The following is a 25,977-nucleotide window of genomic DNA, read 5'->3' as shown; positions in this document are numbered from 1 at the left end:
TCGAACACCGACCAGGGATTCCGCCATGACCGCTCGCACCCGCACCCGCCCCTCGACCGTCACGCCCGAAGTGACCAGCGAACCGCCCGCCGCCGCCGCGCCCCCAAGTTCACCCCGGGCACCCCGGCGGCGCAAGCAGGCCGCGCCGGTCGAGATGGCCGACAAGTCCGCACCGATCACCGCCACCAGGCTGGAGCACTACGAGGTCCAGGCCGCGACCGAGGCCGCGCAGGCCTCGCGCGAGATGGCGCTGTCGGACGTGATGGCCAGGCGCCAGCGCGGCGAGATCGACGACACCACCTGGCGCGACCAGCTGCAGGCGCTGATCGCCGGCTCCTCGCCGGACGATCTGGCGCTGATGCGCGGCTCGATGGCCGCCCGGCGCCAGCCCGTGCCGATGCCCGGCGTCGATCCGGACACCGAGCTGGCGCCGGGCTGGCGCGACGGCGCCTATCCCTACCGCCACCTGATGGCGCGCAAGAACTACGAGCAGCAGAAGTACCGGCTGCAGGTCGAGCTGCTGAAGCTGCAGGCGTGGGTGAAGGAGACCGGCGCGCGCGTCGTCATCCTGTTCGAGGGCCGCGACGCCGCGGGCAAGGGCGGCACGATCAAGCGCTTCATGGAACACCTCAACCCGCGCGGCGCGCGCGTCGTCGCGCTGGAGAAGCCCAGCGAGATCGAGAGCGGCCAGTGGTACTTCCAGCGCTACGTGCAGCACCTGCCGACCCGCGGCGAGATCGTGCTGTTCGACCGCTCCTGGTACAACCGCGCCGGCGTCGAGCGGGTCATGGGCTTCTGCACCGATGCGCAGTACGAGCAGTTCATGCGCGAGGCGCCCGAGTTCGAGCGCAATCTGGTGCGCAACGGCATCTTCCTGTTCAAGTTCTGGTTCTCGGTCAGCCGCGCCGAGCAGCGCCGCCGCTTCAAGGAGCGCGAGACACATCCGCTCAAGCAGTGGAAGCTCAGCCCGATCGACAAGGCCAGCCTCGACAAATGGGACGACTACACCCGTGCCAAGGAGGCGATGTTCCTGCACACCGACACCCAGGACGCGCCGTGGACGGTCATCAAGTCGGACTGCAAGAAGCGCGCGCGCCTGAACGCGATGCGCTATGTGCTGCACCGCATGCCCTACGCACGCAAGGATCTGCGCACGCTCGGGCCGGTCGATCCGCTGATCGTCGGCCGGCCGGCCCTGGTCGGCAGCGCCTATGGCGAGGCCTATGGCAACGAGGACCAGCTCGCCGGCAGCACGCCGGCCTGAGCCGGCGCTGCCCGGCGCCTGCGCTCAGGCCGCCGGGCCGGAGCGGCCGGTGCGCAGCTGCTCGAGCACGAAGCGCGCATGGCAGTCGCGCAGGCCGGGCAGCATCTGCAGGCGTTCGGTCATGAAGCGGCCGTGCTGCGCCAGGTCGGCGCTGACCACCCTGAGCTGATAGCGGCTCGGGTCGCAGCCCAGGCGCAGGCACTCGACCACCTCGGGCCAGTCCTGCAGCGCACGGGCCAGCGCGTCGGCCGCGGCCGGCCCCGGCTCGAGGCGCAGCTCGATCAGCGCGGTCACCGTCAGGCCCAGGCGCTGCGGCGGCACGATGGCCGAGTAGCCGACGATGACGCCGCTCTCCTCGAGCCGGCGCACCCGGCGCAGCACCGCCGAGGCCGAGAGCTGGACCTGTCCGGCCAGCTCGTCGAAGGTCATGCGGCCCTGCCGCTGCAGCGCATCGACGATGCGCCGATCGATGTCGTCGAGCGGCGCCGGCGCGGTCACGGCGGAAGCGGAGGTGGAGGCAGAATCCATCGTTCGATGATTGCAGTTCCGGTGCGGACCATCCTGAATCCGACCTGAACCACACAGTACCACGGTCCGGGCCCGTGCATCATGTCCGTGCGCGCAGCGCCTGCTCGACCTGCCGGCGAAGAATCGGGTCGTCGAGCAGCTCGAGATGGCCGCGCGAAGGCAGCGTGAGCGCCGGCGCGTCCTCCAGCAGCGCGCAGCGCGGCGGAAAGACGATGGTGTCGCAGTCGCTGCGCACGCACAGGAAGCGCGCCCGCCAGGCCGGTGTCTCGGCCGCGGCCAGCGCCCGCAGCCAGTCGCTGTCCAGGCGCATCTGGCGAACATTCGGGCGCAGGCCGAAGCGGGCCAGCCAGGTGCCGCGATGCGGCGTGCCGACGGTGATGACCCCGGCGACACGTGCACTGACGGCCTGCGGCGTCGCACCGGCCTGCACCTGGGCGCGCCACCAGGCCCGCAGCACCAGTCCGCCCATGCTGTGGCAGACCACCAGCGGCGCCTGTCCGGTCAGCGCCTCGAGCCGGCGGATGGCCGCGTCGATCACCGGCGCGTGCTGGTCGATCGACACGAAGAGCGGCTCCAGGCTGGGCGCGATCACCGGCACGCCCAGCGCGCGCAGCCCGGGCTGCCAGTCGTTCCAGACGCCGCGGTTGCAGAGGTGGCCGTGGATCAGCAAGACGCCGCGAACGCCCGGCGCGGCGGCCTGCGCATCCGGCCAGCGGTGTTCGCGCAGCATCTGCTCGCGCAGGAACAGCCGGCTCGAGCAGCCGGTCTCTGCCGCCCAGGCGCGCCAGCGTTCCCGCCAGGGTGGCCGCGCCAGCGCATCGCCCCGGTGCAGCGCGGCGGCCATCAGCATCTCGGCCAGCAGGGCCAGCGGATGGAGCAGCGGCAGCAGCAGCAGCGGCCACGGCAGCAGGCCCGCCAGCACCCCCGCCAGCACGCCGGCCATCAGCAGCAGCCCCAGTCCCAGTCCGATCGCCAGCACCTTGCGCCTCCCGTCGTTGCGTGCGTGGCGGACATGATGCCGCGAGGCGCCTGTCACTGAAGGGACAGGCCACCGCTCGCCTCCGGGCAAGCCCGGAGACGCCGCGGTTCCGGGGCACCGAACAATCCGGCCCACATCGCCGACCCCGGCTCCGGAGGAGTTCCATGAGCACCGCCCTGCCCCGCCCCTGGCTGGCCCACTATCCGCCCGGCGTGCCCGCCGAGATCGACCTGAGCGATGCCGGCACGCTGGTCGACCTGCTCGATGACGGCCTGCGCCGCCATGCGGCCCGGCCGGCGGCGGTCTTTCTTGGCGAGAGCAGCGGCTTCGCCCATCTGGACCGGGAGGCCGAGGCGCTGACCGTCTGGCTGCAGCGCCACGGCGTGGTGCCGGGCACCCGGGTGGCGCTGATGATGCCCAATCTGCCGCAGTACATGGTCGCGATCACCGCGGTGCTGCGCGCCGGCGGCATCGTGGTCAATGTCAACCCGCTCTACACCCCGCGCGAGCTCGAGCACCAGCTGCGCGATGCCGGTGCGGAAGTGATCGTGCTGCTGGAGAACTTCGCCGCGACGCTGCAGCAGGTGATCGAGCGCACCGCGGTTCGCCATGTGCTGCTGACCTCCACCGGCGACATGCTGCCGGCCTGGAAGGGTCGGCTGATCGATTTTGCGGTGCGCCATGTGCGCAAGATGGTGCCGGCCTTCGAGCTGCCGCTGGAGGACGGTCGCAGCGTCAGCCGCTGGCGGCCGGCGCTGCGCTCGGCGCGCGGCCAGCACCGCAGCCCGGTGCAGGTGCGGCCCGACGACATCGCCTTTCTTCAGTACACCGGCGGCACCACCGGGGTGTCCAAGGGCGCGGTGCTGCTGCACCGCCATGTGGTGGCCAATGTGCGCCAGTGCGAGGCCTGGTTCTCGCCGCAGTTCCGCAGCTTCGGCGCGCAGCAGCTCACCGGGGTGTGCGCGCTGCCGCTCTATCACATCTTCGCGCTGACCCTGTCCTTCTTCTTCGGCGTGCGCATGGGGGTTCGGCTGATCCTGATCCCGAACCCGCGCGACCTGAAGGCGCTGGTGGGCGCGCTGCGCGGCCAGCGCTTCCACATGTTCCCGGCGGTCAACACGCTGTTCAACGCGCTGGCCCACGATCCTGCCTTCGCGCGGCTCGACTTCTCGGCGCTGGTGGTCAGCAACGGCGGCGGCATGGCAGTGCAGCAGGCCACCGCCGAGAAATGGCTGCAGGTCACCGGCTGCCCGGTCGCCGAGGGCTATGGGCTGTCGGAGACCTCGCCGGTGGCCACCGCCAACCGGCTCGACCTGAAGACCTTCACCGGCACCATCGGCCTGCCGGTGCCCTCGACCGACATCACCATCCGCGACGACGAGGGCCGCGACCTGCCCTTCGGCCAGGCCGGCGAGATCTGCATCCGCGGCCCGCAGGTCATGGCCGGCTACTGGCAGCGCCCCGACGAGACCGCCAAGGTCATGAGCGCCGACGGCTTCTTCCGCTCCGGCGACATCGGCGTGATGTCGCCCGACGGCCAGGTGCGCATCGTCGACCGCAAGAAGGACATGATCCTGGTGTCCGGCTTCAACGTCTATCCGACCGAGATCGAGCAGGTCGTCAGCCAGCATCCCGGGGTGCTCGAATGCGCCGCCTTCGGCGTGCCCGACGCGCACAGCGGCGAGGCGGTGCGGCTGTGCGTGGTGCGCAGCGACCCCGCGCTGTCGGAGACCGAAATCGCCGAGCACTGCCGGCGCCATCTCACCGCCTACAAGTGCCCGCGCCAGATCGAGTTCCGCGACGAGCTGCCCAAGAGCAATGTCGGCAAGATCCTCAGGCGCGAGCTGCGCGACTCGGCCCGCAGCACCGCGCCTTGAACCTTCCGGTGGACTTGTCCACCGGATCTGCGCCCGATCTCCACAGATCGGAGCCGCTTGCTCACCGTTTCCTCACCGTTTCCTCACCGCTTCTTCACTGCTTCCTCACCGGTTGTTCACAGCTTGCCCACACAGCCGGGCACGCCGCAGTGGCAGGTCATCCCGCCCTCGTGGTGCGTCTCGCCATAGTCGCAGGTGATCTCGTCGCCCTCTTCGATCTGTCGCATCGAATGGATCTCGACCCGCCCCTGACGGATGCGAAGCACCGCATTGGGGCGGCAGCAGTGGTTCGTGAAGCGCAGCGGATCGAGCGATCTTGAGGCATCGATCGCCTTCCGGTCGGAAATCTCCACCATCATGATGCGATCGACGTTCTTCACCCGTTCGCGGGCTTCCTGGACGCTGATGGCCTCACCCCGGATCTCGCCGATCTTGCGTCCCGGTGGGATCGGTTCGGCGGCAAAGGCGCCGGTGCCATCGATCCGGCTCGGGGCATTGATGACGGCGTACTTCTGAGGGTTGGCAGGCTTGCCCATGGACGGTTCCCCGATCGACTGAAGCCGCGATGGTACGGGTAGCCGACCGGCCCGCCGGCCCTCAGGCGAGCTGCAGGCCGAGTTGTCCACCGCTGTGGATAAAAAGCTGTGGACAACTTTCCTGAAATGGCAGATTCGTGAGATGTCTCACGCACATCAGCGGTTCATGCCCCAGCCTGGGGACAAGTCTGTGAGCAAGCAGGGGACAGCACATGAACAACTCGGGAAAACACGGGGCCTTCCGAAGTTGCTCTCTTTCTGTCCACCGCAATCCCCAGGGTCCTCCACAGAGTTATCCATGACTCAAGTCGTTGATTTCAAAAGGAAAACATGAGTTCTCCACAGAAAAGAGCGCCCTCTACTACTATGTACTACTTATAAATACATAAGAAGACAGGGATAACTTTTTCGGGGAGAAGATCGGGAAGGAAGAGCGTGGCGGCATCCCCGGAAGAGCCAGAACATCCAGGAACAGCCAAAGACAGGTCTTGAGGAAAGAGGACTGGACACGGCCGAGCCCATGGCACAGGCAGATGGCTGGCACACATCTTGAAAGCACACGGGCTCCAACTCACGTTTCTCGCTTCACTTCTTTCGCGGAGACTTCCAGATGAATCACAAGCTCAATGTCGCTCTCGCTGGCCTGGCGCTGCTGGCTACCGCAGGCACTGCCTCGGCCCAGGAAGTGGTCAAGATCGGCCATGTGGGCCCGACGAGCGGCGGCATCGCGCACCTGGGCAAGGACAACGAGAACGGCGCGCGCATGGCCGTGGACGAGCTCAATGCCAAGGGCGTGACGATCGGCGGCAAGAAGGTGAAGTTCGAGCTGCTGGCCGAGGACGACGGTGGCGATCCGAAGCAGGGCACGGCCGCAGCCCAGAAGCTGGTGGACTCGAAGGTCGCCGGCGTGGTGGGCCACCTGAACTCGGGCACCTCGATCCCGGCGTCGAAGATCTACAGCGACGCGGGCATTCCGCAGGTGTCGCCGTCGGCGACGAACCCGAAGTACACCCGCCAGGGCTTCAAGACGACCTTCCGTCTGGTGGCGGACGACGTGCATCTGGGCGGCACGCTGGGCAAGTACGCGGTGACGCAGCTCAAGGGCAAGTCGATCGCGGTGATCGATGACCGCACCGCCTACGGCCAGGGCGTGGCCGACGAGTTCGAGAAGGGCGTGAAGGCCGCAGGCGGCAAGACGGTGGCGCGCGAGTTCACCAACGACAAGGCGACGGACTTCACCGCGATCCTGACCAACCTGAAGGCGAAGAAGCCGGACATCGTGTTCTTCGGCGGCATGGACGCGGTGGCGGGCCCGATGATCCGCCAGATGAAGCAGCTGGGCATCAAGGCGAAGTTCATGGGCGGCGACGGCATCTGCTCGGGCGAGCTGCCCAAGCTGTCGGGCGGCGCGATGGACGACAGCCAGGTGGTGTGCGCCGAGGCCGGCGGTGTCGAAGGCGAGCAGAAGAAGGGCATGGACGAGTTCAAGGCCCGCTTCAAGACGAAGTTCAACGCCGACGTGCAGATCTACGCGCCGTATGTGTACGACTCGGTGAACGTGCTGGTGGCGGCGATGGAGAAGGCCGGCTCGAGCGATCCGGTCAAGTACCTGCCGGTGCTGGCCAAGACGACGGGCTACAAGGGCGTGACCGGCACGATCACCTTCGACGAGAAGGGCGACATCAAGAACGGTGCGCTGACGATGTTCACCTACAAGGGCGGCAACCGCGAGCAGATCGCGGTGGTGCGCTGAACGTCGCACTGTCGGTGTCGGGCGGATCTCGGTCCGCAGCGGTCACGGCAACAGCAACGACAACGACAACGGGGGGGGGCTTCGGCCCCCTTTTTCATGGCGCTGGCGGCACGAAGTTGTCCACAGGCTGGCCTGTGGACAACTCCGCGGTCGAATGCCGAATTGCATCGGGGGCCTTGTCCCAGCGCAAATCTCCGCCCCCCTGCACCGTTCCCGGCAAGTGCCTGCCGTATGCTGCGCGTTGCCCCCCACCACGCAGGCTGTCCTGTGGACCACCACTTCCTGACCCCCCTGTTCGCCCCGAAGTCGATCGTCGTCTTTGCGGGCCATCCCGATCACCTCGAAGAGGCGCCGGCGCTGACGCGCACGATGCTGGCGGAGCTGCGCGCGGGCGGTTTCGGCGGCTCGCTGAACTTTCTCGACATCGAGATGACCGGCACGCTGTCGGATCTGGCGCACTCGCGTGCCGATCTGGCCATCATCGCGCTGCCGCATGAGCGCATCGCCGCAGCAGTGGAAATTGCAGGACGCATCCGCTGCCGGGCGGCGCTGGTGCTGTCCACCGGCCTGCCGGGTCCGCTGTGCGGCGAGCTGCATGACATCGCGCGCCGGCATGGCATGCACCTGCTCGGGCCGAACTCGCTGGGCTTCCAGCGCCCGCTGCTCAAGCTCAACGCCAGTGTTGCCGGCCGGCTCGCGGCGCCAGGGCCGCTCGGGCTGGTGTGCCAGTCGGGTGCGCTGACCGCATCCATCCTGGACTGGGCCGCGCGCAATGCGGTGGGCTTCTCCACCGTCGTTTCGCTGGGCGCCAACACCGCCGTCGATCTGCCGCAGGTGCTGGACTTCCTGGCCAACGATGCCGCCACCCAGAGCATCCTGGTCTACATGGAGGGCATCCATGACGCGCGGCGCTTCATGAGCGCGCTGCGTGCGGCGGCCTTCGCCAAGCCGGTCGTCGTGATGAAGGCTGGTCGCCAGCCGGCGGGCTCGACCGCCGCGCTGACGCATTCGGCCTCGATCGTGGGATCGGACGATGTCTTCGAGGCGGCGCTGCGCCGCGCCGGCGTGGTGCGGGTGCGCTCGTTCACGCAGCTGTTCTCGGCCGCCAAGTGCCTGGCCTCGCGCTACAAGCCGGTCGGCAAGGGGCTGGCGATCGTCACCAATGGCGGCGGGCCGGCGGTGCTGGCGGCCGACCGGGCCAACGAGGTCGGCCTGGATGTGGCCCGGCTGGTCGACACCGGCCGCACCGAGCTGGCGCCGGCGCTGGCGCCGCATGCCACGCTGGAGTCGGTCATCGACCTGGGCGAGGAAGCCACGCCGGCGCAGTTCAAGGCCGCGCTGCTGGCCTGTGCGAAGGACCGCTCGGTGCACGGCGTGCTGGTGATCTACAGCCCCAAGCTCGACAGCGATCCGGACGGCGTGGCGCAGGTGGTCTGCGACCACATCCACCACATGGCCAAGCCGGTGCTGACCTGCTGGATGGGCGACGAGCGGGTGCGCGATGCGCGCGTCAAGCTCAACAGCGCGCTGATCCCGACCTTCCGCACGCCGGAGGCGGCGGTGGACGCCTTCGCCAACGTCGCGAACTTCTACCAGAACCAGCAGCTGCTGCAGCAGACGCCGCCGCCGCTGTCGCAGCTGGCCACGCCCGACACCGAGGGCGCGCGGCTGCTGATCGAGAGCGTGCTGGCCGAGCGGCGCAAGGTGCTCACCGAGATGGAGTCGAAGGCCCTGCTGGCGGCCTATCACATCCCGGTCACCCGCACCATGCTGGCGCGCACCGCCGGCGAGGCGATGCTGATCGCCAGCCAGCTCGGCTATCCGGTGGCGCTGAAGATCGACTCGCCCGACATCAGCCACAAGTCCGACGTGCAGGGTGTGGCACTGAACATCTCGACCGCCGCGCAGGTGCGCGACGTCTTCAACGACATGCTCGCCGCGGTGCGCCGGGTGCAGCCCAAGGCGCGCATCAACGGCGTGACCATCCAGCCGATGGCGGCCAAGCGGCGCGGGCGCGAGATCTTCATCGGCCTGACCACCGACGATCCCTTCGGCCCGGTCATCACCTTCGGCGCCGGCGGCACGATGATCGAGCTGATCGCCGACCGTGCGATGGAACTTCCACCGCTGAACCAGTTCCTCGCCCACCGGCTGATCGAGCGGGCCCGCATCGCCACGATGCTGGGCGAGTGGCGCGGCGCGCCGGCGGTCGATCTCGAGGCGGTCGAGCAGATCCTGCTGCGGGTGTCCGAGATGGTCTGCGAGCTGCCGCAGCTGCGCGAGATGGACATCAACCCGATCATCGTCGACGAGAGCGGCGCGGTCGCGGTGGATGCGCGCATCGTCATCGACCATGCTGGCCCGACCGCGCGCGACTACCAGCACCTGGCGATCCTGCCCTACCCGAGTCGCTACGAGCGCGAGTGGCCGATGAAGGGCGGCGACCTCTACACCATCCGGCCGATCCGCCCGGACGATGCCGACATGCTGCAGGCCTTCACCCGCGGGCTGTCGGAGGAGAGCCGCTATTTCCGCTTTGCCAGCGCGATGCACGAGCTGCCCGCGCGCATGCTGGCGCGCTACACGCTGATCGACTACGACCGCGAGATGGCGCTGGTGGCGGTGCACACCGACCGGGTGCTGGGCGAGGACGGCGAGTTCGTCGAGACCGAGAAGATCATTGGCGTGTCGCGCTACATCACCAATCCGGACCAGACGACCTGCGAGTTCTCGCTGGTGGTGTCGGACGACTACAAGGGTCAGGGCCTGGGCTCGCGGCTGATGCTGTCGATCGAGGACTTCGCCCGCGACAAGGGCCTGGCCCACATCGAGGGCCTGGTGCTGGCGAACAACCCCAACATGCTGCGTCTGATGCGTGGCCTGGGCTACGAGGTCCGGCCCTTCCCCGAGGATCCGGACTTCAAGCTGGTGGTCAGGGCGCTCTGAGACCGAGCTCGCGCAGCCGCTCGTCGAGGTAGCTGGCGGCAGTGTGGCGTGCCGACAGCCGCACCTCCGGGCGCGGATGCAGGAACAGCGGCATCGCCATGCGTGCCCGCCGCGCCGCCTCGCCGACCGGCCGGGCGACGCGGTGGGTGGTCGACGGAAACACGCCGCCGCTGGCCTCCTGCAGCATGTCGCCGGTGTTGATCACCAGCCAGCCGGCATCGCCGGGCACGTCGCGCCACAGGCCGTCGCGGCCGAGCACCTGCAGGCCCGGCTCGCGCGCGGCGGGCAGCACGGTGAGCAGATTGATGTCCTCATGCGCGGCCGCGCGCATCGCACCGGCCGGCTCGTCGCCGCGCAGCGGCGGATAGCGCAGGATGCGCAGCAGGGTCTGCCGGCTGCCGGCGATCATCTCCGGCAGCGGCTGTGGAAAACTCCTGCGCGCCGCCTCGGGCGCGTGCGTCTGCACCCAGTCGAGCAGCTGCGCCGCCAGCGCCTCGGCCTGCGCGCGGTAGCGCAGCGCGGCGTCGGACAGCTCCTGGGGATAACGTCCACCGGGATAGTGGTGGAAGAAGGCCTTCAGGTCCTTCTCGGTCTGGCCCTTGGCGGTCTCGGAACGCTCCGGGCCGACATAGCCGTCCTGGGTCAGCGGGTCGAAGCGACAGTTGTCCACAGCCGGCGAGGCCAGCCAGGGGTCCCACTCGGCCTCGATCCGGCGCAGCAGCGCGGTGTCGATCGGGTGATGGGTCAGCACCGCGAAGCCGGTGTGCAGCAGGCTGTGGACAAATCGGGCCGGCGCATCGGCGGCGCGCCAGTCGATCACCGCCACCTGCGGCGCGGCTGTGGACAACTCAGTCGGCACGGGGCTCGGGGGACGGGGCATCGGCAACTCCGGAATCGGTCGGGGCGGGCTGTGGAGAACTCGGCACCGGATACTTGAGCGCGTTCAGCCCGATCTTGCGTTCGACCGCCGCCTCGAGGTCGATGCCGCAACGATCAGCGATCTGCAGCAGATAGACAAGAACATCGGCGATCTCCTCGCCGACATGCTGCTGGCGCGCGGCATCGGCGGCGATGTCGGCCGCCTGCTCGGGGCTGAGCCACTGGAAGATCTCGACCAGCTCGGCGGCCTCGACCACCATCGCCATCGCGAGGTTCTTGGGGTTCTGGTACGGCTCCCAGCCGCGTTCGGCGGAGAAGGCGCGCAGGCGGGTCTGCAGGCTGTGGATATCCATGCGGGCCAGTGTGCATGATGGCGCCATGAACGCAAGCCTCCCCCTTTCCACGGACTTATCCACAGGCCACGCCGCTCGTGTGCTGCCCCCGATCGTGCTGGTGGGCGCCGGCCGGGTCGCGCAGGCGCTGGCGATCGCGCTGGCACGCCGCGGCATGGCGGTGGCGGCCATCGGCAGTCGGCGCCAGGCACTCGGTCCGGGCTGGCCGGAAAGTTGTCCACAGCCGAGTTATCCACAGGCGGCGGTCGACCAGGCCGGGCTGGTGCTGCTGACGGTGCCCGACGATCACATCGCGAGCTGCACCGAGGCGCTGCATTGGCGCCCCGGGCAGGCGGTGGTGCACTGCAGCGGCGCCACCGAGGTCGCGGCGCTGGCGGGTGCGGCGCGGGCGGGCGCGGCCACCGGCGGCTTTCATCCGCTGCAGATCTTCTCGGATCCGCTGCGTGCGGCCGATCGACTGGCGGGCAGCACGGTGGCGATCGAGGCCGAGGCCGGCAGCGCGCTGGCCGAAGCGCTGCAGGCGCTGGCCGCGGTGCTGGGCCTGCGCCCGATCGTGCTGCCGCCGGGCATGCGGGCGCGCTACCACGTCGCCGCCGGCTATGCCGCCAGCTTCCTGCTGCCGGTGCTGGCCGAGGCGACGAGCCTGTGGAAAACCTTCGGCGTCGACGAGGCCCAGGCGCTGGCGGCGCTGCTGCCGCTGGCGCGCGGCACGCTCGATGCGGTCGAGGGCCGCGGCCTGGCCGGCGCGGTGTCCGGGCCGATCGCGCGCGGCGACACCGGCGTGCTGCGCACCCACCTGGCGGCGCTGCAGGCGCTGGCGCCGTCGTCGCACGATCCGCTCGACTTCTACCGCCGGCTGGCGCTGCCGCAGGTCGCGCTGGCTGCGCAGGCGGGGCGGCTGGATGCGCAAGCTGCGCAACAGTGCCGCGACCTGCTTCTCGGTGACGGCGTGATGCCGCAGGCCGACGGGCCGGCAGCCGGATCGGGGGTGCTGTAATCGGCGCGCTCAGGCCATCGGCAGATCATTCAATTTATTCAATTCAAGGGGATTCCATGCTGACCACTTTCGACCGCGCCTCGGTCCACGCGCCCACCTCGGTCTCTCGCCTGCGGCTGAGGTCGGCCGCGCTGGCGTGCATGGCCGCGCTGGCCCTGGCCGGCTGCGGCGGCGGCGACGACACGACGCAGACGGACACCACGACCGACAGCGGCGCCGAGGCCAGCGTCGAGCGCGCCGGCCCGTCCGGGCACTGGATCATCGACCAGGACTACAACGGCTTCCGGCTGATCTACGACTGCACCGACCGCACCGCGCTGCACTACCGCTACACCCTGCAGGCCGACACCGGCAGCACCGCGCGGCCGAGTTCCTTCACTTTCGACCCGACGCTGCCGGCCGGCTGCCTGCAGCAGACCAGCACCGCCAGCTACGAGAGCGTGCATCCGGGCTATGACCGCGGCCATCTGGTGATGTCCAACCACATGGACTCCGACAGCGCGCTGATCCGGCGCGCCAACTACATGAGCAACATCGTGCCGCAGGTCTCGGGCTTCAACCGCGGCATCTGGCTCGAGGCCGAGACGGTGGCCGAGTGCTATCGCGATCTGGCGCCGGTGCAGGTCTACGGCGGCGTGGTCCACGGCGACACCGCCAGCGACACCAACGACTTCTACCTGAGCAGCCACGGCATCCGCACGCCGGAATTCCTGTGGAAGGCGCTGATCACCACCGATCCGGCCACCGGCGCCGGCAAGGCGATCGCCTGGCTGATTCCCAACACCACCGGCCTGGGCGCGCTCGACCGCTACATCGTCAGCATCGCCGAGCTGGAGCAGCGCCTGGGCGCGGCCAGCGTGCGCATCAGCGCCTCGGCGGCGCTGAAGGCGATGAAGCCGCAGACCACCTGGGCGCTGCCCTCGGGCTGCAGCGTCGACTGAACCGGCGGTGGTGATTCCGCGGGTGTCTCTCAGTCGTCGGCCCGTGCGTCGGCCAGGAAGACCCGTTCGGCCGCGCGGGTCGGCTCGTGATCGATCAGCTCGGCGAACAGGGCGGGCGGAATGGTGATCGCCCGCGCGCCCAGCGCGATCACGTCCAGGCAGGCCTGGCGGCTGCGCAGGCTGGCCACCAGCAGCCGGGTCGGCGCGGCGCTGCCCTCCAGGCGGGCCTGCATCTGCGCGATCTGCGCCAGCCCGTCGAGGCCGGCATCCTGCATCCGGCCGAGATACGGCGCGGCATAGGCGGCGCCGAGCATCGCTGCGAACAGCGCCTGCTCCGGCGCCCACACCGCGGTGAAGGTGACCGGCACGCCACGGCGCGCCAGCTCGGCGCCGGCGGCCAGACCCTCGCGGGTGGCCGGGATCTTCACCACCAGCTGGCCGGGATCGGCCAGCGCGATCAGGCCGTCGGCCTCGCGCAGCATCTCGTCGGTCTGCGCGCAGCTCACCTGGACCTGCACCTGCCGGACCCGCCAGTCCAGCAGCGTTTCGACCAGCCTCGGCAGGTCGGCCTGGCGCAGCCCGGCGCGGCGCAGCAGCGTCGGGTTGGTCGTCACGCCATGCACCAGCGGATGCGGCAGGCAGGTGCGCAGCGCGTCGAGATCGGCGCTGTCGAGGCAGAGATGAAAGTCGGGGCGCGGGGCGGGGGCGGGGTGCAGCAGATCGGCCATGTCCGCTATTCTCGCGGTACGGTGCAGGGTTTTCGCCTCGGGAAAGATCTAAGTAAAACTAGGTGATTTACTAATGGAGCTGTGCCCCCGATTCGGGCATGCTGGGCCGCTCTGATCCTGTCTGCCGCCATGCACTCCCTTTCCGCCGCCACCTTCGAGCCTGACGAACGTGCCGTTCGTGGGTCGAACCACAGCGGCATGCGCCAGTTCAACGAGCGCACCGTGCTGCAGGCGATCCGCCTGCACGGCGCGATCGCCAAGGCCGATCTGGCGCGGCTGACGCAGCTGTCGTCGCAGACCGTCTCGATCATCGTCAGCCGGCTGCTCGACGACGGGCTGCTGCTCAAGCAGGAGCGGGTGCGCGGGCGCATCGGCCAGCCCTCGGTGCCGCTGGCGCTCAACCCGGACGGCGCGATCAGCCTGGGCGTGCAGGTCGGCCGGCGCAGCCTGGAGGTGCTGGCCTGCGACTTCGTCGGTCGGGTGCGCCATCGCCACGAATTCCATTACGACCTGCCCGATCCGGCGCGGGTGCTGCCCTGCATCGCCGAGGGGCTGACGCGGCTGCAGCAGCAGCTCGGCGACCTGTGGGCGCGGGTGGTCGGGCTGGGCCTGAGTTCGCCGCTGTCGATGGAGAAATGGTCGGGCGTGCTGGGCTCGCGGGCGCACGGCGCGCTGGCCGGCTGGGAGCATCTGGACCTGCGCCGCGAGGTCGAGGCGATGACGCACCTGCCGGTGAGCTTCGCCAAGGACACCACCGCCGCCTGCGTGGCCGAGCTGCTGCAGGGCCACGGCACCGCGGTGCGCAGCTTTCTCTACATCTTCGTCGGCACCTTCGTCGGCGGCGGGCTGGTGCTGTCGGGCCACATCGTGACCGGCCAGCGCGGCAATGCCGGCGCGATCGGCTCGCTGCCGGTCGGTCTGGCGCGTGGCGGCGAGCCGCCGCCGCAGCTGCTCGAGGTCGCCTCGGGCTGGCAGCTGGAGCAGGCGCTGCTGCAGGCCGGGCTGGATCCGCTGCAGGTGCAGCGCGACGACATCGTCGAGCCGCGCTTCGCCGCGCTGGTCGAGCCCTGGCTGGAGCAGGCGAGCCTGGCGCTGGCGATGACCACCGCCAGCGGCTCGGCGATGCTCGATCTGGACGCGGTGATCGTCGACGGCTCGCTGGCGCGGCCGCTGATCGATGCGCTGATCGAGCGCACCGGCCAGCGCCTGGCGGTCTACCGCTTCGACGGCCTGCACGCGCCGGCGCTGCTGACCGGCCGGGTCGGCGCGCATGCACGGGCGCTGGGCGGCGCGCTGCTGCCGCTGCACACCCAGTTCTTTCCCGACAAGGACATCTTCCTCAAGCCGTCGCTGGGTTGATGCCTGGGGCGTGCAGCGACAGCCGGCGCGTGCTGGCGAAGCGCCGCGTGCGGCCGTCGAGCGGATCGACGAAGGCGATCTCGCGCGCGAGCAGGCGCAGCGGCTCGCGCCAGTCGGGCGGCGCGTCCGGCGCCGGCTCGGGCTGCAGCACTGGATAGATGCGGTCGCCGACGATCGGCACGCCCAGCGCGGCCAGGTGCGCGCGCAGCTGGTGCTTGCGCCCGGTCAGCGGCTCGAGCCGGTAGCGCGCTAGGCCGCTGGCGGCGTTGCGCTCCATCAGCGCGATGCGGGTGAAGGCGTCGGGCTCGCCCGGCACCTCGTGCATCTGCATGAAGCGTTCGCCCTCGCGCTCGGCCAGGCGGCTGGCGTGCAGGCGCGGCAGCGTCGTGCCCAGCGCCTCGCGCCAGGGCGCGACCGCCTCGTAGACCTTCTCGATCGAGCGGTCGCGGAACAGCGCCTGGTAGACGCCGCGGCTGGCCGGATCGAGCGAGAACAGCACCACGCCGGCGGTCTCGCGGTCGAGCCGGTGCAGCGGCACCAGCGTTTCCAGCCCGGTGGCCTTCTTCAGCCGCACCAGCAGCGTCTCGTGCAGATGGCGGCCCTTGGGCGTCATCGGCAGGAAATGCGGCTTGTCGACCACCAGCAGCCGCTCGTCGCGGTGCAGGATGATTTCGTCGAAGGGCACCTGCGGCTCGGGCGCGTCGAGGCGACGCCAGTACCAGAGCAGCCGGTGTTGTCCACAGGGCTCGGACTTGTCCACAGGCCGGCCATCGGCGGCCAGCACCTCGCCGGCGTCCAGGCGGGCGCGCCAGGCGGCGGCATCCAGCGCGGGCAGCCGGGCGCAGAGAAACTCGAGCACCGTGCGCCCCGCGCCCGGCTGCACCGCCACGCGGCTGGCACCGACGCCGTCGCGCATCGGCGGCGTCCAGTCGGGGCGAGGGCGGCTCACTTCGACTTGCCTGAAGACTTGTCCACAGGCTTATCCACAGACTTGTCCACAGGTTGGCGCAGGCCCTGGCGCACCGGCACCAGCAGATCGGCGATGACCGGGCGGTGCTCGGAGCCACCCCGCCAGCCGACATGCGCCGAGGTCACGCCGATCTCCGGGCTGACCAGGATGTGGTCGATGCGCAGGAAGCTCACCCAGGGCTTGAGCGAATGGCCGTGCGTGTAGCCCCAGCCACGGCCGGCGGTGGAGAAGGCGTTGCGCAGGCCGGTCGCCATCAGCGTGCGCACCACCGGCGAGTGCTCGGGCGCGTTCAGGTCGCCGGCGAGGATGGTCGGACGGCGCAGCGGCACCAGATCGCGCACCAGCGCATCGACCTGGGTCATGCGGTCGGCGACATTGTGATTCCAGTCGTCCAGGCCCTGGTGCAGCTCGAAGCGGGCGGCGTTCAGGCCGGCGCGCGGGGTCAGCAGATGGGCGGTGATCACGTCGACCAGCGTGCCGCCGATGTCGACGGTGCAGCGGATGTACTCGTGCTTCTCGCCGCGGAAGGAGATGTCGCCGCGCCGGCAGTCCGACAGCGGAAAGCGGCTGGCGATCGCGTACTGGCCGTAGGCGTAGAGCTTGTGCTGGGGCAGCACCTCGCGCATGCCGAAGGGCAGGTCGCCGGCGCGGGAGACCTCGCGGGCGTCCTGCATCACCAGGATGTCGGGCTGCTGCGAGGCGATCTCGTTGTTCAGCGGCACGAAGCCGCCCCAGCGGAAGGCGGCCCGGTAGGACTTGATGTTGTAGGTCATCAGCCGCACCGGCCGCACGCCGGCCGCCGCGGCATCGGACGGCAGCGGATCGCTTCTCAGGCCGGTGGAGACATCCATCACCGCGGTCAGCATCAGCGTCAGTGTCAGCGCGGCGATGACGCGCCACAGCGGCGCCAGCAGCCAGGACAGCGCCAGGGCGGTCAGCCCCGGCACCAGATAGATCAGGAAGGGCGCATAGCGGGTCAGCTCGACCAGCGCCAGATGACGCGGCGCGAAGTGGTAGAGCCAGGCGAGCGCCAGCGCCATCAGCGTCGAGGCGATCACGCTGAAGCGCGCCAGGCTGCGCAGGGCGGGGGAGGCGAGGGTCACGGGCGGGTCTCCGTCGGACGGCGGATGTGGAAAAACGGATCGCCGATTGTCGCTGTCCGGCATGCCTGTCCGGATGTCACCCCGGAACATCGCTGGGATACTGTCGGACCATGCAGGCCATCCTCACCGTCACCGTTCCGTTCTTCGCGCTGATCCTGATCGGCTACCTCGCCGCACGGCGCGGGCTGCTGCCGCTGGCGGCGGTGCCAGGGCTCAACGCCTTCGTGCTGTACTTCGCGCTGCCCTGCATGCTGCTGCGCTTCGGCGCGCGGCTGCCGGTGGCCGAGCTGCTCGATCCGGTGGTGCTGGGCCTCTATCTGGCCTGCGCGCTGGCGGTGGTGGCGCTGACGATCGTGCTGACCCGGCGCGCGGCCGGCAATCTGCGCGATGCCGCCTTCGGTGCGCTGGTGGCGGCCTTTCCCAACACCGGCTTCATGGGTGTGCCGCTGCTGGTGGCGCTGCTCGGGCCGGCGGCGGCCGGGCCGGTCATCACCACGGTGCTGCTGGACCTGTTCGTCACCAGTTCGCTGTGCATCGCCATCGCGCAGCTGCATCACGATGATCCGGCCGCCTCGCATGCGGGTGACGCGGCCGCCGCGCGGGCGGCGGTGCTGCGCTCGCTGCGCGCGGCGCTGTCCAATCCGCTGCCGTGGTCGATCGGTCTGGGCGCGCTGATGTCGGTGACCGGACTGACGCTGCCTGGTCCGGTCGACCGGGTGATCGCGATGCTGGCCGATGCCGCCAGCCCGGTGGCGCTGTTCACCATCGGCGCGGTGCTGTGGCGCTCCGGGCTGGATGCGCAGGGGCAGCCCGCGCCGCCGATGTCGCCGCGCCGCTATCTGCCGGTGGCGCTGATCAAGCTGGTCGTGCATCCGGCGCTGGTCTGGGGTGGCGGCCGGCTGGCCCAGCAGGCCGGCCTGGGCCTGAGCGACTTCCAGCTGATGGTGCTGACGCTGGCTGCTGCGCTGCCCAGCGCCAGCAACGTCTCCCTGCTGGCCGAGCGCTACCGCGCCGACAACGGCCGCGTGGCCCGGATCATCCTGGCCTCGACGGTGCTGGCCTTTGGCAGCTTCGCGCTGGTGGCCTGGGGTTTCGGGGTGGGGGGGGCGGGTCAGTCGTGAATGGCGTCACAGAAATGTGCTCCTGAACTGAACAATTTCGGGCACGATGAGCGGCCAGATCTGCTGCAAAAGACAGCAGTAATTGCATGGGCAGTACGGAGCGATCGGCATGGAGATGACAACGGAGAGTCCGCCCGTGCTGGCGGGGCTGGTTGGCGTGGGGGCGTCGGCCGGCGGGTTGGAAAGCCTGCGCCTGCTGCTCGCACAGCTTCCTGTCGATTCCGGGCTGTGCTTCGTGCTGCTGCAGCACATGACGCCTACCCATCGTTCGGTGCTGGCCGAGATCCTGCGGCCGCACACCCGGATGACGGTGCAGGAGGTCGGCGACAGCGATCTGCCCCGGCCCGACACCGTGCTGGTCACGCCGAACAATGCGCACATCCGTCTCGAGGGCGGCCGGCTGAGGTTGGCCGAGCCGGAGCCGCATTCGATCCCGCGGCCGTCGATCAATCTGTTCTTCGAGTCGCTGGCCCAGCAGCTCGGACCGCGTGCGGCCGGCATCGTGCTGTCGGGCACCGGCAGCGACGGGGCGCACGGGCTTCGGCGCATCCGGGACGCTGGAGGATTGGTGCTGGTGGAAAGCGCCGACAGCGCCCGTTACAGCGGCATGCCCGAAGCCGCCGAGCGCAGCGTCGGGCGCAACCGGCGCATGTCCCTGGAGGGCATGGGCCGTGCTATTGCGCTCTGGGCCGCTGCCCCGATGAGTTCACCGATCGGAGAAGCCGACATTCTTGCTGCGGCTGACCGGGTCGACGACGAGCTGCTGGTGCCGGTGCTGCCGATCCCGGCCGATGCCGATCTGAATGCGCTGTTCCAGCGGGTGCGCCTGCACTGCGGCATCAATCTGGCCGACTACAAGGAGCCGACGCTGCGCCGCCGCCTGGCCCGGCGCATGCAGGCAGTGGGCGCGGAGACGCTGCCGGCCTATCTCGAGCGGCTGGCGGCCGATGCGGGCGAGATCGAGGCGCTGGCGCGCGAGACGCTGATCTCGGTCACCTCTTTCTGGCGCAATCCGCTGGCCTTCGAGCACCTGGTCGAGCAGGTCGGGCGGGTGCTGGCGCGCAAGCCGGCCGGCGAGCCGGTGCGGGTCTGGGTGGCGGGCTGCGCCACCGGCGAGGAGGCCTATTCGGTGGCGATGGTCTGGCGCGACGCGCTGGGCGACCGGCTGGACGAGCATCCATTGCAGATCTTTGCCACCGATCTGGATCTGGAGGCGATGCAGCAGGCCCGGCGCGGCGTGTACGACGGGGCCACGATGACGGCGCTGCCCGACCGCCTGCGTGCGCTGCATTTCCATGCGCTGGGTCAGCATGTCGAGATCGACAAGGTGCTGCGCGAGAGCATCGTCTTCTCTCGGCATGACCTGACCCGCGATCCGCCGTTTCCCCGGCTCGACATGATCAGCTGCCGCAATGTGCTGATCTACCTGAAGCCCGAGGCGCAGACACGGGTGATGCGCATGTTCCATTTCGCGCTGCGCCCGGGTGGGCTGCTGATGCTGGGCCAGAACGAGTCGACGCTGCACCATGAGGATCTGTTCCGCTCGTTCGACAACGGCGTGCGGCTGTACGAGCGCCGGGCCGGGCTTGCGCTGACCGCTCGACTGGGCAGCACGGCCATCGACCTGACGCCGCCGGATGTCCTGGAGAGCCCGACTGCGGCCGTCCGTGCGCCGGCCGCCCCGGTGCCGCAGCGACCAGCCATGCCCTCCAGCGCGGTCGAGCTGGAGCTGGCGCTGCTGCGTCAAGGTGCGCGGCTGTATCTGCCGCCCTGCGTGCTGCTCGACGAGCGTCTGCGGGTGCTGCTGGTGCATGGCGAGGTCTCGCCTTTCCTGCAGCTGCGGGCCGGCGCGCAGACCTTCGATGTGCTGTCGATGGCCCGCCCCGAGATCGAGACCGAGCTGCGCCTGCTGTGCGCGCTGTTGGGCGATGGCTCGCGCGATACCCATCAGGCCGAGATCACGCTGGTGCAGCAGCGTCGGCGCCAGCGCTGGCAGATGGTCCTGCACGCCTTTGCCGGGGCAGGCGGTGCGGGCCACTCGGGCAGTCGGCTGGTGCTGCTGGCCTTTCTGCCGATGCGCGCGCGTGGCACGCGCCGAATCACGCCGGCGGAGTCGGGCGCCGCCGAGGCCGCCGAGCTGGCCGATGCGCGCGCGCGCATGAAGAGCCTGATCGAGCAGCTCGAGTCCTTCAACGAGGAGATGCAGGCGCTCAACGAGGAGGCCCAGGCCACCAACGAGGAGCTGCAGGCCAGCAACGAGGAGCTGGAGTCGGCCAACGAGGAGCTGCAGGCCACCAACCAGGAGCTCTCCACCGTCAATGCCGAGCTGAACCACCAGTGGCGGCGCCACCAGCAGCTGGCCGAGGAACTGCAGAGCATCCAGAACAGCATCACGATGCCGATGCTGGTGATCGACGAAAAGTTCTGCATCAACCGCTACAACCTGGCGGCCGAGCAGCTCTTCCGGCTCAGCCGCGGCGCGACGGGGCTGCCGCTGTCGACGATGTACCGTCCCAGCGGCATTCCGGATCTGGTGGCCACCGTCGCGCAGGCCCAGGCCAGCGCCAGCCCGCTGTCCCTGGAGCTGCCGCCCGGCGAGGACGGGCGCGAGTATGTGCTGCACCTCAGCCACAACGTGCTGGGCGGCGAGCGCCGCGGCGTGGTGCTGACGGTGGTCGACAACACCGACCTGGCCCGGGCCGAACGCCAGACACGGCAGGTCGAGCAGCGGCTGCTGTCGGTGCTCAGCCACGGACAGGCGCTGATGGCCATCAAGGACACCAGCGGGCGCTACCAGTTCGCCAACTCGCGTTATGCCGATTTTTTCGGGCGGGCGACGGGCGATCTGGTCGGGCGCACCGATGCGCAGGTGATGCCTGCCGACATTGCCAGCCTGCTGCGCCAGGCGGATCTCGACCTGCTGCGCGACGGCGCCACCACCGAGCTGGAGCAGTCCTTCGTCGTGGCCGGCGAGAAGCGCTGGTGGTGGGCCACCCGCTTCGGGCTATATGACGCGGCCGGCACGCTCGAGGCGATCGGCATGCAGGCGGTCGATCTGACGCCGGTGCGCCAGGCCGACGAGTCGCTGCGCATCGCCGCCAAGGTCTTCGAGGTCAGCTCCGAGGGGCTGATGATCCTGGATGCCGACGGCCGCATCGGGCGGGTCAACGGGGCCTTGTGCCAGCTTGCAGGCCGCAGCGAGGCGGCGCTGCTGGGTCAGCCGGCGGACTTCCTGTGCGGCGGGCACGATGACGACAACTTTCTGCCCGGGCTGCTGGCGCAGGTCCATAGGCAGGGGCGCTGGCAGGGCGAGGTCACCGGCCGTCGCGCCGATGGCTCGATGGCGACCTGCTGGATGTCGGCGAGTCCGCTGTCCGACGAGACCGGCGGCATCGCCCATGTGGTGGTGGCCCTGACCGACATTTCCGACCTGACTCGTACCCGCGAGGAAATGCGCCATCAGGCCACTCACGACGCGCTGACCACGCTGCCCAACCGCAGCCTGCTGATGGACCGCACCAGCCATGCGATCGACAATGCGCGGCGCCAGCGCACCGAGATCGCGCTGTGCTTCATCGACCTCGATCATTTCAAGACCATCAACGACAGCCTGGGCCATGACGCCGGCGACGAGGTGCTGAAGCTGGCCGCGCAGCGCATCAGCGGCTGCGTGCGCGCCTGCGACACGCTGGCGCGGCTGGGCGGCGACGAGTTCGTGCTGCTGCTCGAGAACAGCTCGCGCCACGAGTGCCTGCTGACGGTCGAGCGCATCCAGCTGCTGCTGGCCGAGCCGATCCCGTTCCGCGGCACGCTGCTGTCGACCGGTGCCAGCATCGGGGTGGCGCTCTATCCGGGCGATGCCAGCGATGCGGCCACGCTGCTCAGCCATGCCGATGCGGCGATGTACCGCGCCAAGAACGCCGGGCGCGGGCGCTATGAGTTCTATGCCAGCGAGGTCGGCAGCAGCGCGCGCCAGCGTCTGCACATCGAGAGTGGCCTGCGCCATGCGCTCGGCCGCGACGAGCTGGTGCTGCACTATCAGCCGCAGGTCGATCTGCGCACCGGGGCGGTGCATGGCGTGGAGGCGCTGCTGCGCTGGTCGCCGGCGGGCACGCTGATCGCACCGACGGTCTTCCTGCCGATCGCCGAGGAGTCCTCGCTGATCGAGCGCATCGGCGACTGGGTGCTCGACCAGGCCTGCCGGCAGCTGGCGGCATGGCGGGCGCAGGGCCATGTGGACCTGTGCATGTCGGTCAATCTGGCCGCCCGCCAGATGCGTGACGCCGGCCTGCCCGACCGGCTGCAGCAGCTGCTGATCGCGCATGGCGTGCCCGGCGAGCGCCTGGTGCTCGAGATCACCGAGAGCGCGCTGCTGCGGCGCGACGAGGCGCTCGACCGGGTGCTGCGCCGGCTCGAGGTGCTGGGCGTGCAGCTCTCGCTCGACGACTTCGGCACCGGCTACTCGTCGCTGGCGCTGCTGCGGCACCTGCCGATCCGCGAGCTGAAGATCGACCGCAGCTTCGTGCAGGGCATGGCCGACCAGCGCGACGATCGCGAGATCGTCGAGGCGGTCATCGGTCTGGGCCGGGCGCTGGGCCTGCGGCTGGTCGCCGAGGGCGTCGAGACCGAGGCGCTGCAGCAGTGCCTGCGCGAGCGCGGTCAGGATCTGCTGGTGCAGGGTTTCCTGCGCGGGCGACCGATGCCGGCCGAGGCCTGCGAGCGCTGGCTGGCTTCGGCCGCGATGCTCGAATGCACGCCGTGAGCCCGGGTGGGGAGCTGGCCTCCTGGTATCTGCTCGACCGCGACAATCGGGTCATCGACGTGAGTCCCGACTGGGATGCGGCGGCGCTGGCGGGCCAGGGCAGTGGCAACGCCTTCCGTCATGGCGTGATCGGCCGCCCGCTGGGTCGCTTTCTGGCGGGCGACACGACGCGCATGTTCATCGAGTCCGCGCTGCAGGCCTCCCGGCTGACCCGGCAGCCTCGCCTGCTGAACTACCGCTGCGATGCGCCCGCGCTGTCGCGGCAGATGCAGATGCGTCTGGTTCCTCTGCCCGACGGCTGGGTGCGCATCGAGCACACGCTGGTGCAGGCCCGGCCCCGCGCCACCGCACTGCGCTTCGAGACCCGCAGCGTGGTCTCGCAGCCAGGCACCGGCACGCCGCCGTGGCTGCGCTGCAGCATCTGCCTGTGGGTCTGCACGCCCCAGGGCTACTGGGAGCCGCCCGAGCACATTCACGCGGCGCGACCGCTGCAGGTCGACTACGGCGTCTGCCCGCGCTGCCTGGCCGAGATGGCGCCGCCGGGCTGAGCGGCGCCGCCGCTCGGCTCAGAGGCTGCGTGCCTGGAAGGTGTCGCACTGCGACACCTGGCCGCTCTGGAAGCCGCGCTGGAACCAGCGCATGCGCTGCGCGCTCGAGCCGTGCGTGAAGCTCTCCGGGCGCACCGCGCCGCCGGCGTTCTGCTGCAGCGTGTCGTCGCCGATCTGCGAGGCGGCGTTCATGGCTTCCTCCAGATCGCCCTGCTCGAGCCAGTTCTTCGCCTGCTGCGAGCGTCCGGCCCAGACGCCGGCGAAGCAGTCGGCCTGCAGTTCCAGCCGCACCGACATCGCGTTGGCCTGCGCCTCGCTCTGGCGGCCGCGCAGCGCGTCGACCCGGTCGGTGATGCCCAGCAGGTGCTGCACATGGTGGCCGACCTCGTGCGCCACCACATAGGCCTGCGCGAAGTCGCCCGGCGCGCCGAGCTGGCGGCGCATCGTCTCGAAGAAGCCCAGGTCGAGGTAGACCTTCTCGTCGCCGGGGCAGTAGAACGGCCCCATCGCCGCCTGGCCGGTGCCGCAGGCCGAGCGGGTCGAGCCGCGGTAGAGCACCAGCACCGGCTTGCGGTAGTCGCGGCCGGAGGCCTGGAAGGTCTCCTGCCAGATGTCCTCGGTCGAGGCCAGCACCGTCGAGACGAAGCGCGCGTTCTCGTCCTGCGGCGCGCTGCGTGTCGCGCTGGGCGCCGGGGCCTGCTGCGTGGCGCCGGGGGCCGCGCCCTCCAGGCCGCCGAGCACGCCGATGATCGTGCCGGGGTTGATGCCGAAGATCCAGCCAGCCACCAGCGCGACCGCGATCGTGCCCAGGCCGACCCCTCGCCCGCCACCCACCCGGATGCCGCCGCCACCCCGACCGCCGCCGCCACTGCCCCGGCGGTCCTCGATCTGGCTGCTTTCGCGCTGTCCATCCCACTTCATCGTCGCTCTCCTCGGTCCGGCCCCTGGTACTTTGGGGTTCGTGAATTGTTGCCGGAGATCATGCTGCCATGAAGCGTGCGGCTGCGCCTCATCCTGCAGTCCAGTAGCCCGGTGTCGCGTAGGAGTGCTTCAGGAAATCGATCCACAGCCGCACCCGCAGCGGCAGGTGGCGCACATGCGGCAGCACCGCGTAGATGCCGTTGGGCGGCGCGGCGTGTGCGTCGAGCACGCTCGCCAGCCGCCCGGCGGCCAGATCGGCCTCGACCTCCCAGGTGCTGCGCCAGGCCAGGCCCAGGCCGGCCAGGCACCAGGCGTGCAGCACCTGGCCATCGGTGCAGTCGAGCCGGCCGGGCGGGCGCAGGTGCTGCACCTCGCCGTCGATCGTGAAGGCCCAGCCGCGCGACTGGCTGGCCTCGGAGCTCAGCGTCAGGCATTCATGGCCGCCGCGCATCAGCTCCAGCGGATGCTGCGGCACGCCGGCGCGCGCCAGATAGGCGGGCGCCGCCACGCACAGCCGCCGGTTGTCGGCCAGCCGCACCGAGATCAGGCTGGAGTCGGGCAGGTCGCCGACGCGCACCGCGCAGTCGTAGCCCTCGTTGACCAGATCGATCACCCGGTCGGAGAGGTTCAGCGAGATCGACACCTCCGGGTGCTGCGCCAGGAAGCCCGGCACCAGCGGCGCGACATGGCGCCGGCCGAAGCCGCCGGGCGCGGTGATGCGCACATGGCCGCTGGCCTTGACGCCGCCGGCGCTGACGCTGGCCTCGGCGCTGGCGATGTCGGCCAGGATGCGGGTGCAGTCCTCCAGGAAGGCGCTGCCCTCGTGGGTGAGAGAGAGCCGGCGGGTGGTGCGCACCATCAGCTTCACGCCGAGGCGCTCTTCCAGCGCGTCGATGCGCCGGCCGATCACGGCGGGCGCCACGCCCTCGGCCTGCGCGGCGGCGCTCAGGCTGCCACGCTGCACCACGGCGGCGAAGGTTTCGAGCTGCTTGAGACGGTCCATGCGGGGTGGGGGATGGGCAAGAGCGGCGGAAGGGGTGGGTGGCGGGACGAGCGGCCGATGCGCTTGCACGAGGCGGAGTTGCTTGCGCGGCCTCGAGTCCCGCCGTTCGACATCGAGAACAACGTGTCCGTGCGGACGCTCAGGACTTTGTGCGGCGCTTCAGACGAACAAATACGCCAAGCGCCAATGCGGCCAGCAACCCGCCGAGCAGGAATTTTCCAAACACCGCCGCCACGGCTGCCACGGACACCAGGCCAAAGCCGATCGCCGTGTCCAGCAGGTTCAGCCCTGCATCCACGGCCTTGCCGGGGCGTGATTTCGATGAAAACCAGCTAATGATTTTTAACATAAAGTTTACCTGCGGCGCCCAAACCGATGCGCGAAGTGGTTTGGGTGACGTCATTAAACC

General features: G+C 70.0%; 21 protein-coding genes. 10 read left to right on the top strand and 11 right to left on the bottom strand.

Annotation, left to right across the window (positions count from 1 at the left end; genetic code table 11):
* The first annotated feature begins 25 nt into the window (after nucleotides 1-25).
* The gene (gene ppk2, locus HZU84_RS04785; RefSeq protein ID WP_149504981.1) at nucleotides 26-1,264 is read left to right on the top strand and encodes a polyphosphate kinase 2; all 1,239 of its coding nucleotides are present in this window, start codon (nucleotides 26-28) and stop codon (nucleotides 1,262-1,264) included.
* A 24-nt stretch (nucleotides 1,265-1,288) separates the two neighbouring features.
* Here the strand turns inward: ppk2 and HZU84_RS04780 are convergent, their stop codons facing one another.
* Complete coding sequence (locus HZU84_RS04780) at nucleotides 1,289-1,792, bottom strand: Lrp/AsnC family transcriptional regulator (protein ID WP_149504982.1); 504 nt, start codon at nucleotides 1,790-1,792, stop codon at nucleotides 1,289-1,291.
* Nucleotides 1,793-1,871: 79 nt separating this feature from the next.
* The gene (locus tag HZU84_RS04775) at nucleotides 1,872-2,771 is read right to left on the bottom strand and encodes an esterase/lipase family protein (protein WP_149504983.1); all 900 of its coding nucleotides are present in this window, start codon (nucleotides 2,769-2,771) and stop codon (nucleotides 1,872-1,874) included.
* A 176-nt stretch (nucleotides 2,772-2,947) separates the two neighbouring features.
* Between HZU84_RS04775 and HZU84_RS04770 the strand changes: the two genes are divergently transcribed.
* Complete coding sequence (locus HZU84_RS04770; RefSeq protein WP_149505406.1) at nucleotides 2,948-4,648, top strand: AMP-binding protein; 1,701 nt, start codon at nucleotides 2,948-2,950, stop codon at nucleotides 4,646-4,648.
* 116 nt (nucleotides 4,649-4,764) lie between these two features.
* Here HZU84_RS04770 and HZU84_RS04765 read toward each other — a convergent pair whose 3' ends face one another.
* On the bottom strand, nucleotides 4,765-5,184 hold the full coding sequence (locus tag HZU84_RS04765; protein ID WP_149504984.1) for an SET domain-containing protein: 420 nt from the start codon (nucleotides 5,182-5,184) through the stop codon (nucleotides 4,765-4,767).
* Between the two features lie 610 nt (nucleotides 5,185-5,794).
* Between HZU84_RS04765 and HZU84_RS04760 the strand changes: the two genes are divergently transcribed.
* Both HZU84_RS04760 and HZU84_RS04755 read left to right on the top strand, forming a co-directional pair.
* Nucleotides 5,795-6,937: a branched-chain amino acid ABC transporter substrate-binding protein gene (locus HZU84_RS04760; RefSeq protein WP_149504985.1), complete on the top strand. Its 1,143-nt coding sequence runs from the start codon at nucleotides 5,795-5,797 to the stop codon at nucleotides 6,935-6,937.
* A gap of 267 nt (nucleotides 6,938-7,204) precedes the next feature.
* A complete protein-coding gene (locus HZU84_RS04755; protein ID WP_149504986.1) occupies nucleotides 7,205-9,883 on the top strand; it encodes a bifunctional acetate--CoA ligase family protein/GNAT family N-acetyltransferase in 2,679 nt (892 codons plus the stop codon).
* On the opposite strand, the gene HZU84_RS04750 is transcribed toward HZU84_RS04755, so the two are convergent.
* Both HZU84_RS04750 and HZU84_RS04745 read right to left on the bottom strand, forming a co-directional pair.
* Nucleotides 9,870-10,730 carry a 2OG-Fe(II) oxygenase family protein gene (locus tag HZU84_RS04750; RefSeq protein WP_244954363.1) on the bottom strand — a complete coding sequence of 287 codons (861 nt, stop codon included), beginning with the start codon at nucleotides 10,728-10,730 and terminating at the stop codon, nucleotides 9,870-9,872. The two genes, HZU84_RS04755 and HZU84_RS04750, sit on opposite strands and share 14 nt — an antisense overlap.
* 1 nt (nucleotide 10,731) lies before the next feature.
* Nucleotides 10,732-11,115, bottom strand: a complete 384-nt coding sequence (locus tag HZU84_RS04745; protein WP_149504988.1) for a nucleotide pyrophosphohydrolase — start codon at nucleotides 11,113-11,115, stop codon at nucleotides 10,732-10,734.
* 79 nt (nucleotides 11,116-11,194) lie between these two features.
* On the opposite strand from HZU84_RS04745, the gene HZU84_RS04740 reads away from it, so the two are divergent.
* Together HZU84_RS04740 and HZU84_RS04735 are read left to right on the top strand one after the other, a co-directional pair.
* On the top strand, nucleotides 11,195-12,112 hold the full coding sequence (locus HZU84_RS04740) for a DUF2520 domain-containing protein (protein ID WP_180692795.1): 918 nt from the start codon (nucleotides 11,195-11,197) through the stop codon (nucleotides 12,110-12,112).
* A 56-nt stretch (nucleotides 12,113-12,168) separates the two neighbouring features.
* Nucleotides 12,169-13,053: a DNA/RNA non-specific endonuclease gene (locus HZU84_RS04735; protein WP_219340855.1), complete on the top strand. Its 885-nt coding sequence runs from the start codon at nucleotides 12,169-12,171 to the stop codon at nucleotides 13,051-13,053.
* A 29-nt stretch (nucleotides 13,054-13,082) separates the two neighbouring features.
* Here HZU84_RS04735 and HZU84_RS04730 read toward each other — a convergent pair whose 3' ends face one another.
* Nucleotides 13,083-13,781, bottom strand: coding sequence for a transaldolase family protein (locus HZU84_RS04730; protein ID WP_149504990.1), 699 nt, complete (start codon nucleotides 13,779-13,781; stop codon nucleotides 13,083-13,085).
* 129 nt (nucleotides 13,782-13,910) lie between these two features.
* On the opposite strand from HZU84_RS04730, the gene HZU84_RS04725 reads away from it, so the two are divergent.
* On the top strand, nucleotides 13,911-15,140 hold the full coding sequence (locus HZU84_RS04725) for an ROK family transcriptional regulator (RefSeq protein WP_149504991.1): 1,230 nt from the start codon (nucleotides 13,911-13,913) through the stop codon (nucleotides 15,138-15,140).
* Here HZU84_RS04725 and HZU84_RS04720 read toward each other — a convergent pair.
* The gene (locus HZU84_RS04720; protein WP_244954364.1) at nucleotides 15,121-16,089 is read right to left on the bottom strand and encodes a pseudouridine synthase; all 969 of its coding nucleotides are present in this window, start codon (nucleotides 16,087-16,089) and stop codon (nucleotides 15,121-15,123) included. The genes HZU84_RS04725 and HZU84_RS04720 overlap by 20 nt on opposite strands.
* Nucleotides 16,086-17,213 carry an endonuclease/exonuclease/phosphatase family protein gene (locus tag HZU84_RS04715; protein WP_149504992.1) on the bottom strand — a complete coding sequence of 376 codons (1,128 nt, stop codon included), beginning with the start codon at nucleotides 17,211-17,213 and terminating at the stop codon, nucleotides 16,086-16,088. The genes HZU84_RS04720 and HZU84_RS04715 overlap by 4 nt, the downstream gene beginning before the upstream one ends.
* A 110-nt stretch (nucleotides 17,214-17,323) precedes the next feature.
* Here HZU84_RS04715 and HZU84_RS04710 point away from each other — a divergent pair, with 110 nt between their 5' ends.
* From HZU84_RS04710 to HZU84_RS04700, 3 genes are all read left to right on the top strand, one after another.
* Nucleotides 17,324-18,334, top strand: coding sequence for an AEC family transporter (locus HZU84_RS04710; RefSeq protein ID WP_149504993.1), 1,011 nt, complete (start codon nucleotides 17,324-17,326; stop codon nucleotides 18,332-18,334).
* A gap of 109 nt (nucleotides 18,335-18,443) precedes the next feature.
* A complete protein-coding gene (locus HZU84_RS04705) occupies nucleotides 18,444-23,096 on the top strand; it encodes an EAL domain-containing protein (RefSeq protein WP_149504994.1) in 4,653 nt (1,550 codons plus the stop codon).
* A complete protein-coding gene (locus HZU84_RS04700) occupies nucleotides 23,093-23,644 on the top strand; it encodes a hypothetical protein (protein ID WP_149504995.1) in 552 nt (183 codons plus the stop codon). The genes HZU84_RS04705 and HZU84_RS04700 overlap by 4 nt, the downstream gene beginning before the upstream one ends.
* 18 nt (nucleotides 23,645-23,662) lie before the next feature.
* On the opposite strand, the gene ypfJ is transcribed toward HZU84_RS04700, so the two are convergent.
* The 3 genes from ypfJ to HZU84_RS04685 form a co-directional block, all read right to left on the bottom strand.
* Nucleotides 23,663-24,565 carry a KPN_02809 family neutral zinc metallopeptidase gene (gene ypfJ / locus HZU84_RS04695; RefSeq protein WP_149504996.1) on the bottom strand — a complete coding sequence of 301 codons (903 nt, stop codon included), beginning with the start codon at nucleotides 24,563-24,565 and terminating at the stop codon, nucleotides 23,663-23,665.
* A gap of 88 nt (nucleotides 24,566-24,653) precedes the next feature.
* Nucleotides 24,654-25,568, bottom strand: a complete 915-nt coding sequence (locus HZU84_RS04690) for a LysR family transcriptional regulator (protein WP_149504997.1) — start codon at nucleotides 25,566-25,568, stop codon at nucleotides 24,654-24,656.
* 139 nt (nucleotides 25,569-25,707) lie between these two features.
* On the bottom strand, nucleotides 25,708-25,971 hold the full coding sequence (locus tag HZU84_RS04685; protein WP_180692792.1) for a hypothetical protein: 264 nt from the start codon (nucleotides 25,969-25,971) through the stop codon (nucleotides 25,708-25,710).
* Nucleotides 25,972-25,977 lie beyond the last annotated feature (6 nt).

The sequence above is a fragment of the Sphaerotilus sulfidivorans genome, assembly GCF_013426975.1.
Classification (GTDB): Bacteria; Pseudomonadota; Gammaproteobacteria; order Burkholderiales; family Burkholderiaceae_C; genus Sphaerotilus; species Sphaerotilus sulfidivorans.
This window is presented reverse-complemented; position numbering and strand designations above follow the sequence as displayed.

Bases quoted from the DNA above. Each gene is read 5' to 3' on its own strand.
- HZU84_RS04710 (WP_149504993.1), top strand. From the start codon at position 17,324: ATGCAGGCCATCCTCACCGTCACCGTTCCGTTCTTCGCGCTGATCCTG.
- HZU84_RS04725 (WP_149504991.1), top strand. From the start codon at position 13,911: ATGCACTCCCTTTCCGCCGCCACCTTCGAGCCTGACGAACGTGCCGTT.
- HZU84_RS04730 (WP_149504990.1), bottom strand. From the start codon at position 13,781: ATGGCCGATCTGCTGCACCCCGCCCCCGCCCCGCGCCCCGACTTTCAT.
- HZU84_RS04745 (WP_149504988.1), bottom strand. From the start codon at position 11,115: ATGGATATCCACAGCCTGCAGACCCGCCTGCGCGCCTTCTCCGCCGAA.
- HZU84_RS04705 (WP_149504994.1), top strand. From the start codon at position 18,444: ATGGAGATGACAACGGAGAGTCCGCCCGTGCTGGCGGGGCTGGTTGGC.
- HZU84_RS04690 (WP_149504997.1), bottom strand. From the start codon at position 25,568: ATGGACCGTCTCAAGCAGCTCGAAACCTTCGCCGCCGTGGTGCAGCGT.
- HZU84_RS04780 (WP_149504982.1), bottom strand. From the start codon at position 1,792: ATGGATTCTGCCTCCACCTCCGCTTCCGCCGTGACCGCGCCGGCGCCG.
- HZU84_RS04765 (WP_149504984.1), bottom strand. From the start codon at position 5,184: ATGGGCAAGCCTGCCAACCCTCAGAAGTACGCCGTCATCAATGCCCCG.
- HZU84_RS04685 (WP_180692792.1), bottom strand. From the start codon at position 25,971: ATGACGTCACCCAAACCACTTCGCGCATCGGTTTGGGCGCCGCAGGTA.
- ypfJ (WP_149504996.1), bottom strand. From the start codon at position 24,565: ATGAAGTGGGATGGACAGCGCGAAAGCAGCCAGATCGAGGACCGCCGG.
- HZU84_RS04760 (WP_149504985.1), top strand. From the start codon at position 5,795: ATGAATCACAAGCTCAATGTCGCTCTCGCTGGCCTGGCGCTGCTGGCT.
- HZU84_RS04735 (WP_219340855.1), top strand. From the start codon at position 12,169: ATGCTGACCACTTTCGACCGCGCCTCGGTCCACGCGCCCACCTCGGTC.
- ppk2 (WP_149504981.1), top strand. From the start codon at position 26: ATGACCGCTCGCACCCGCACCCGCCCCTCGACCGTCACGCCCGAAGTG.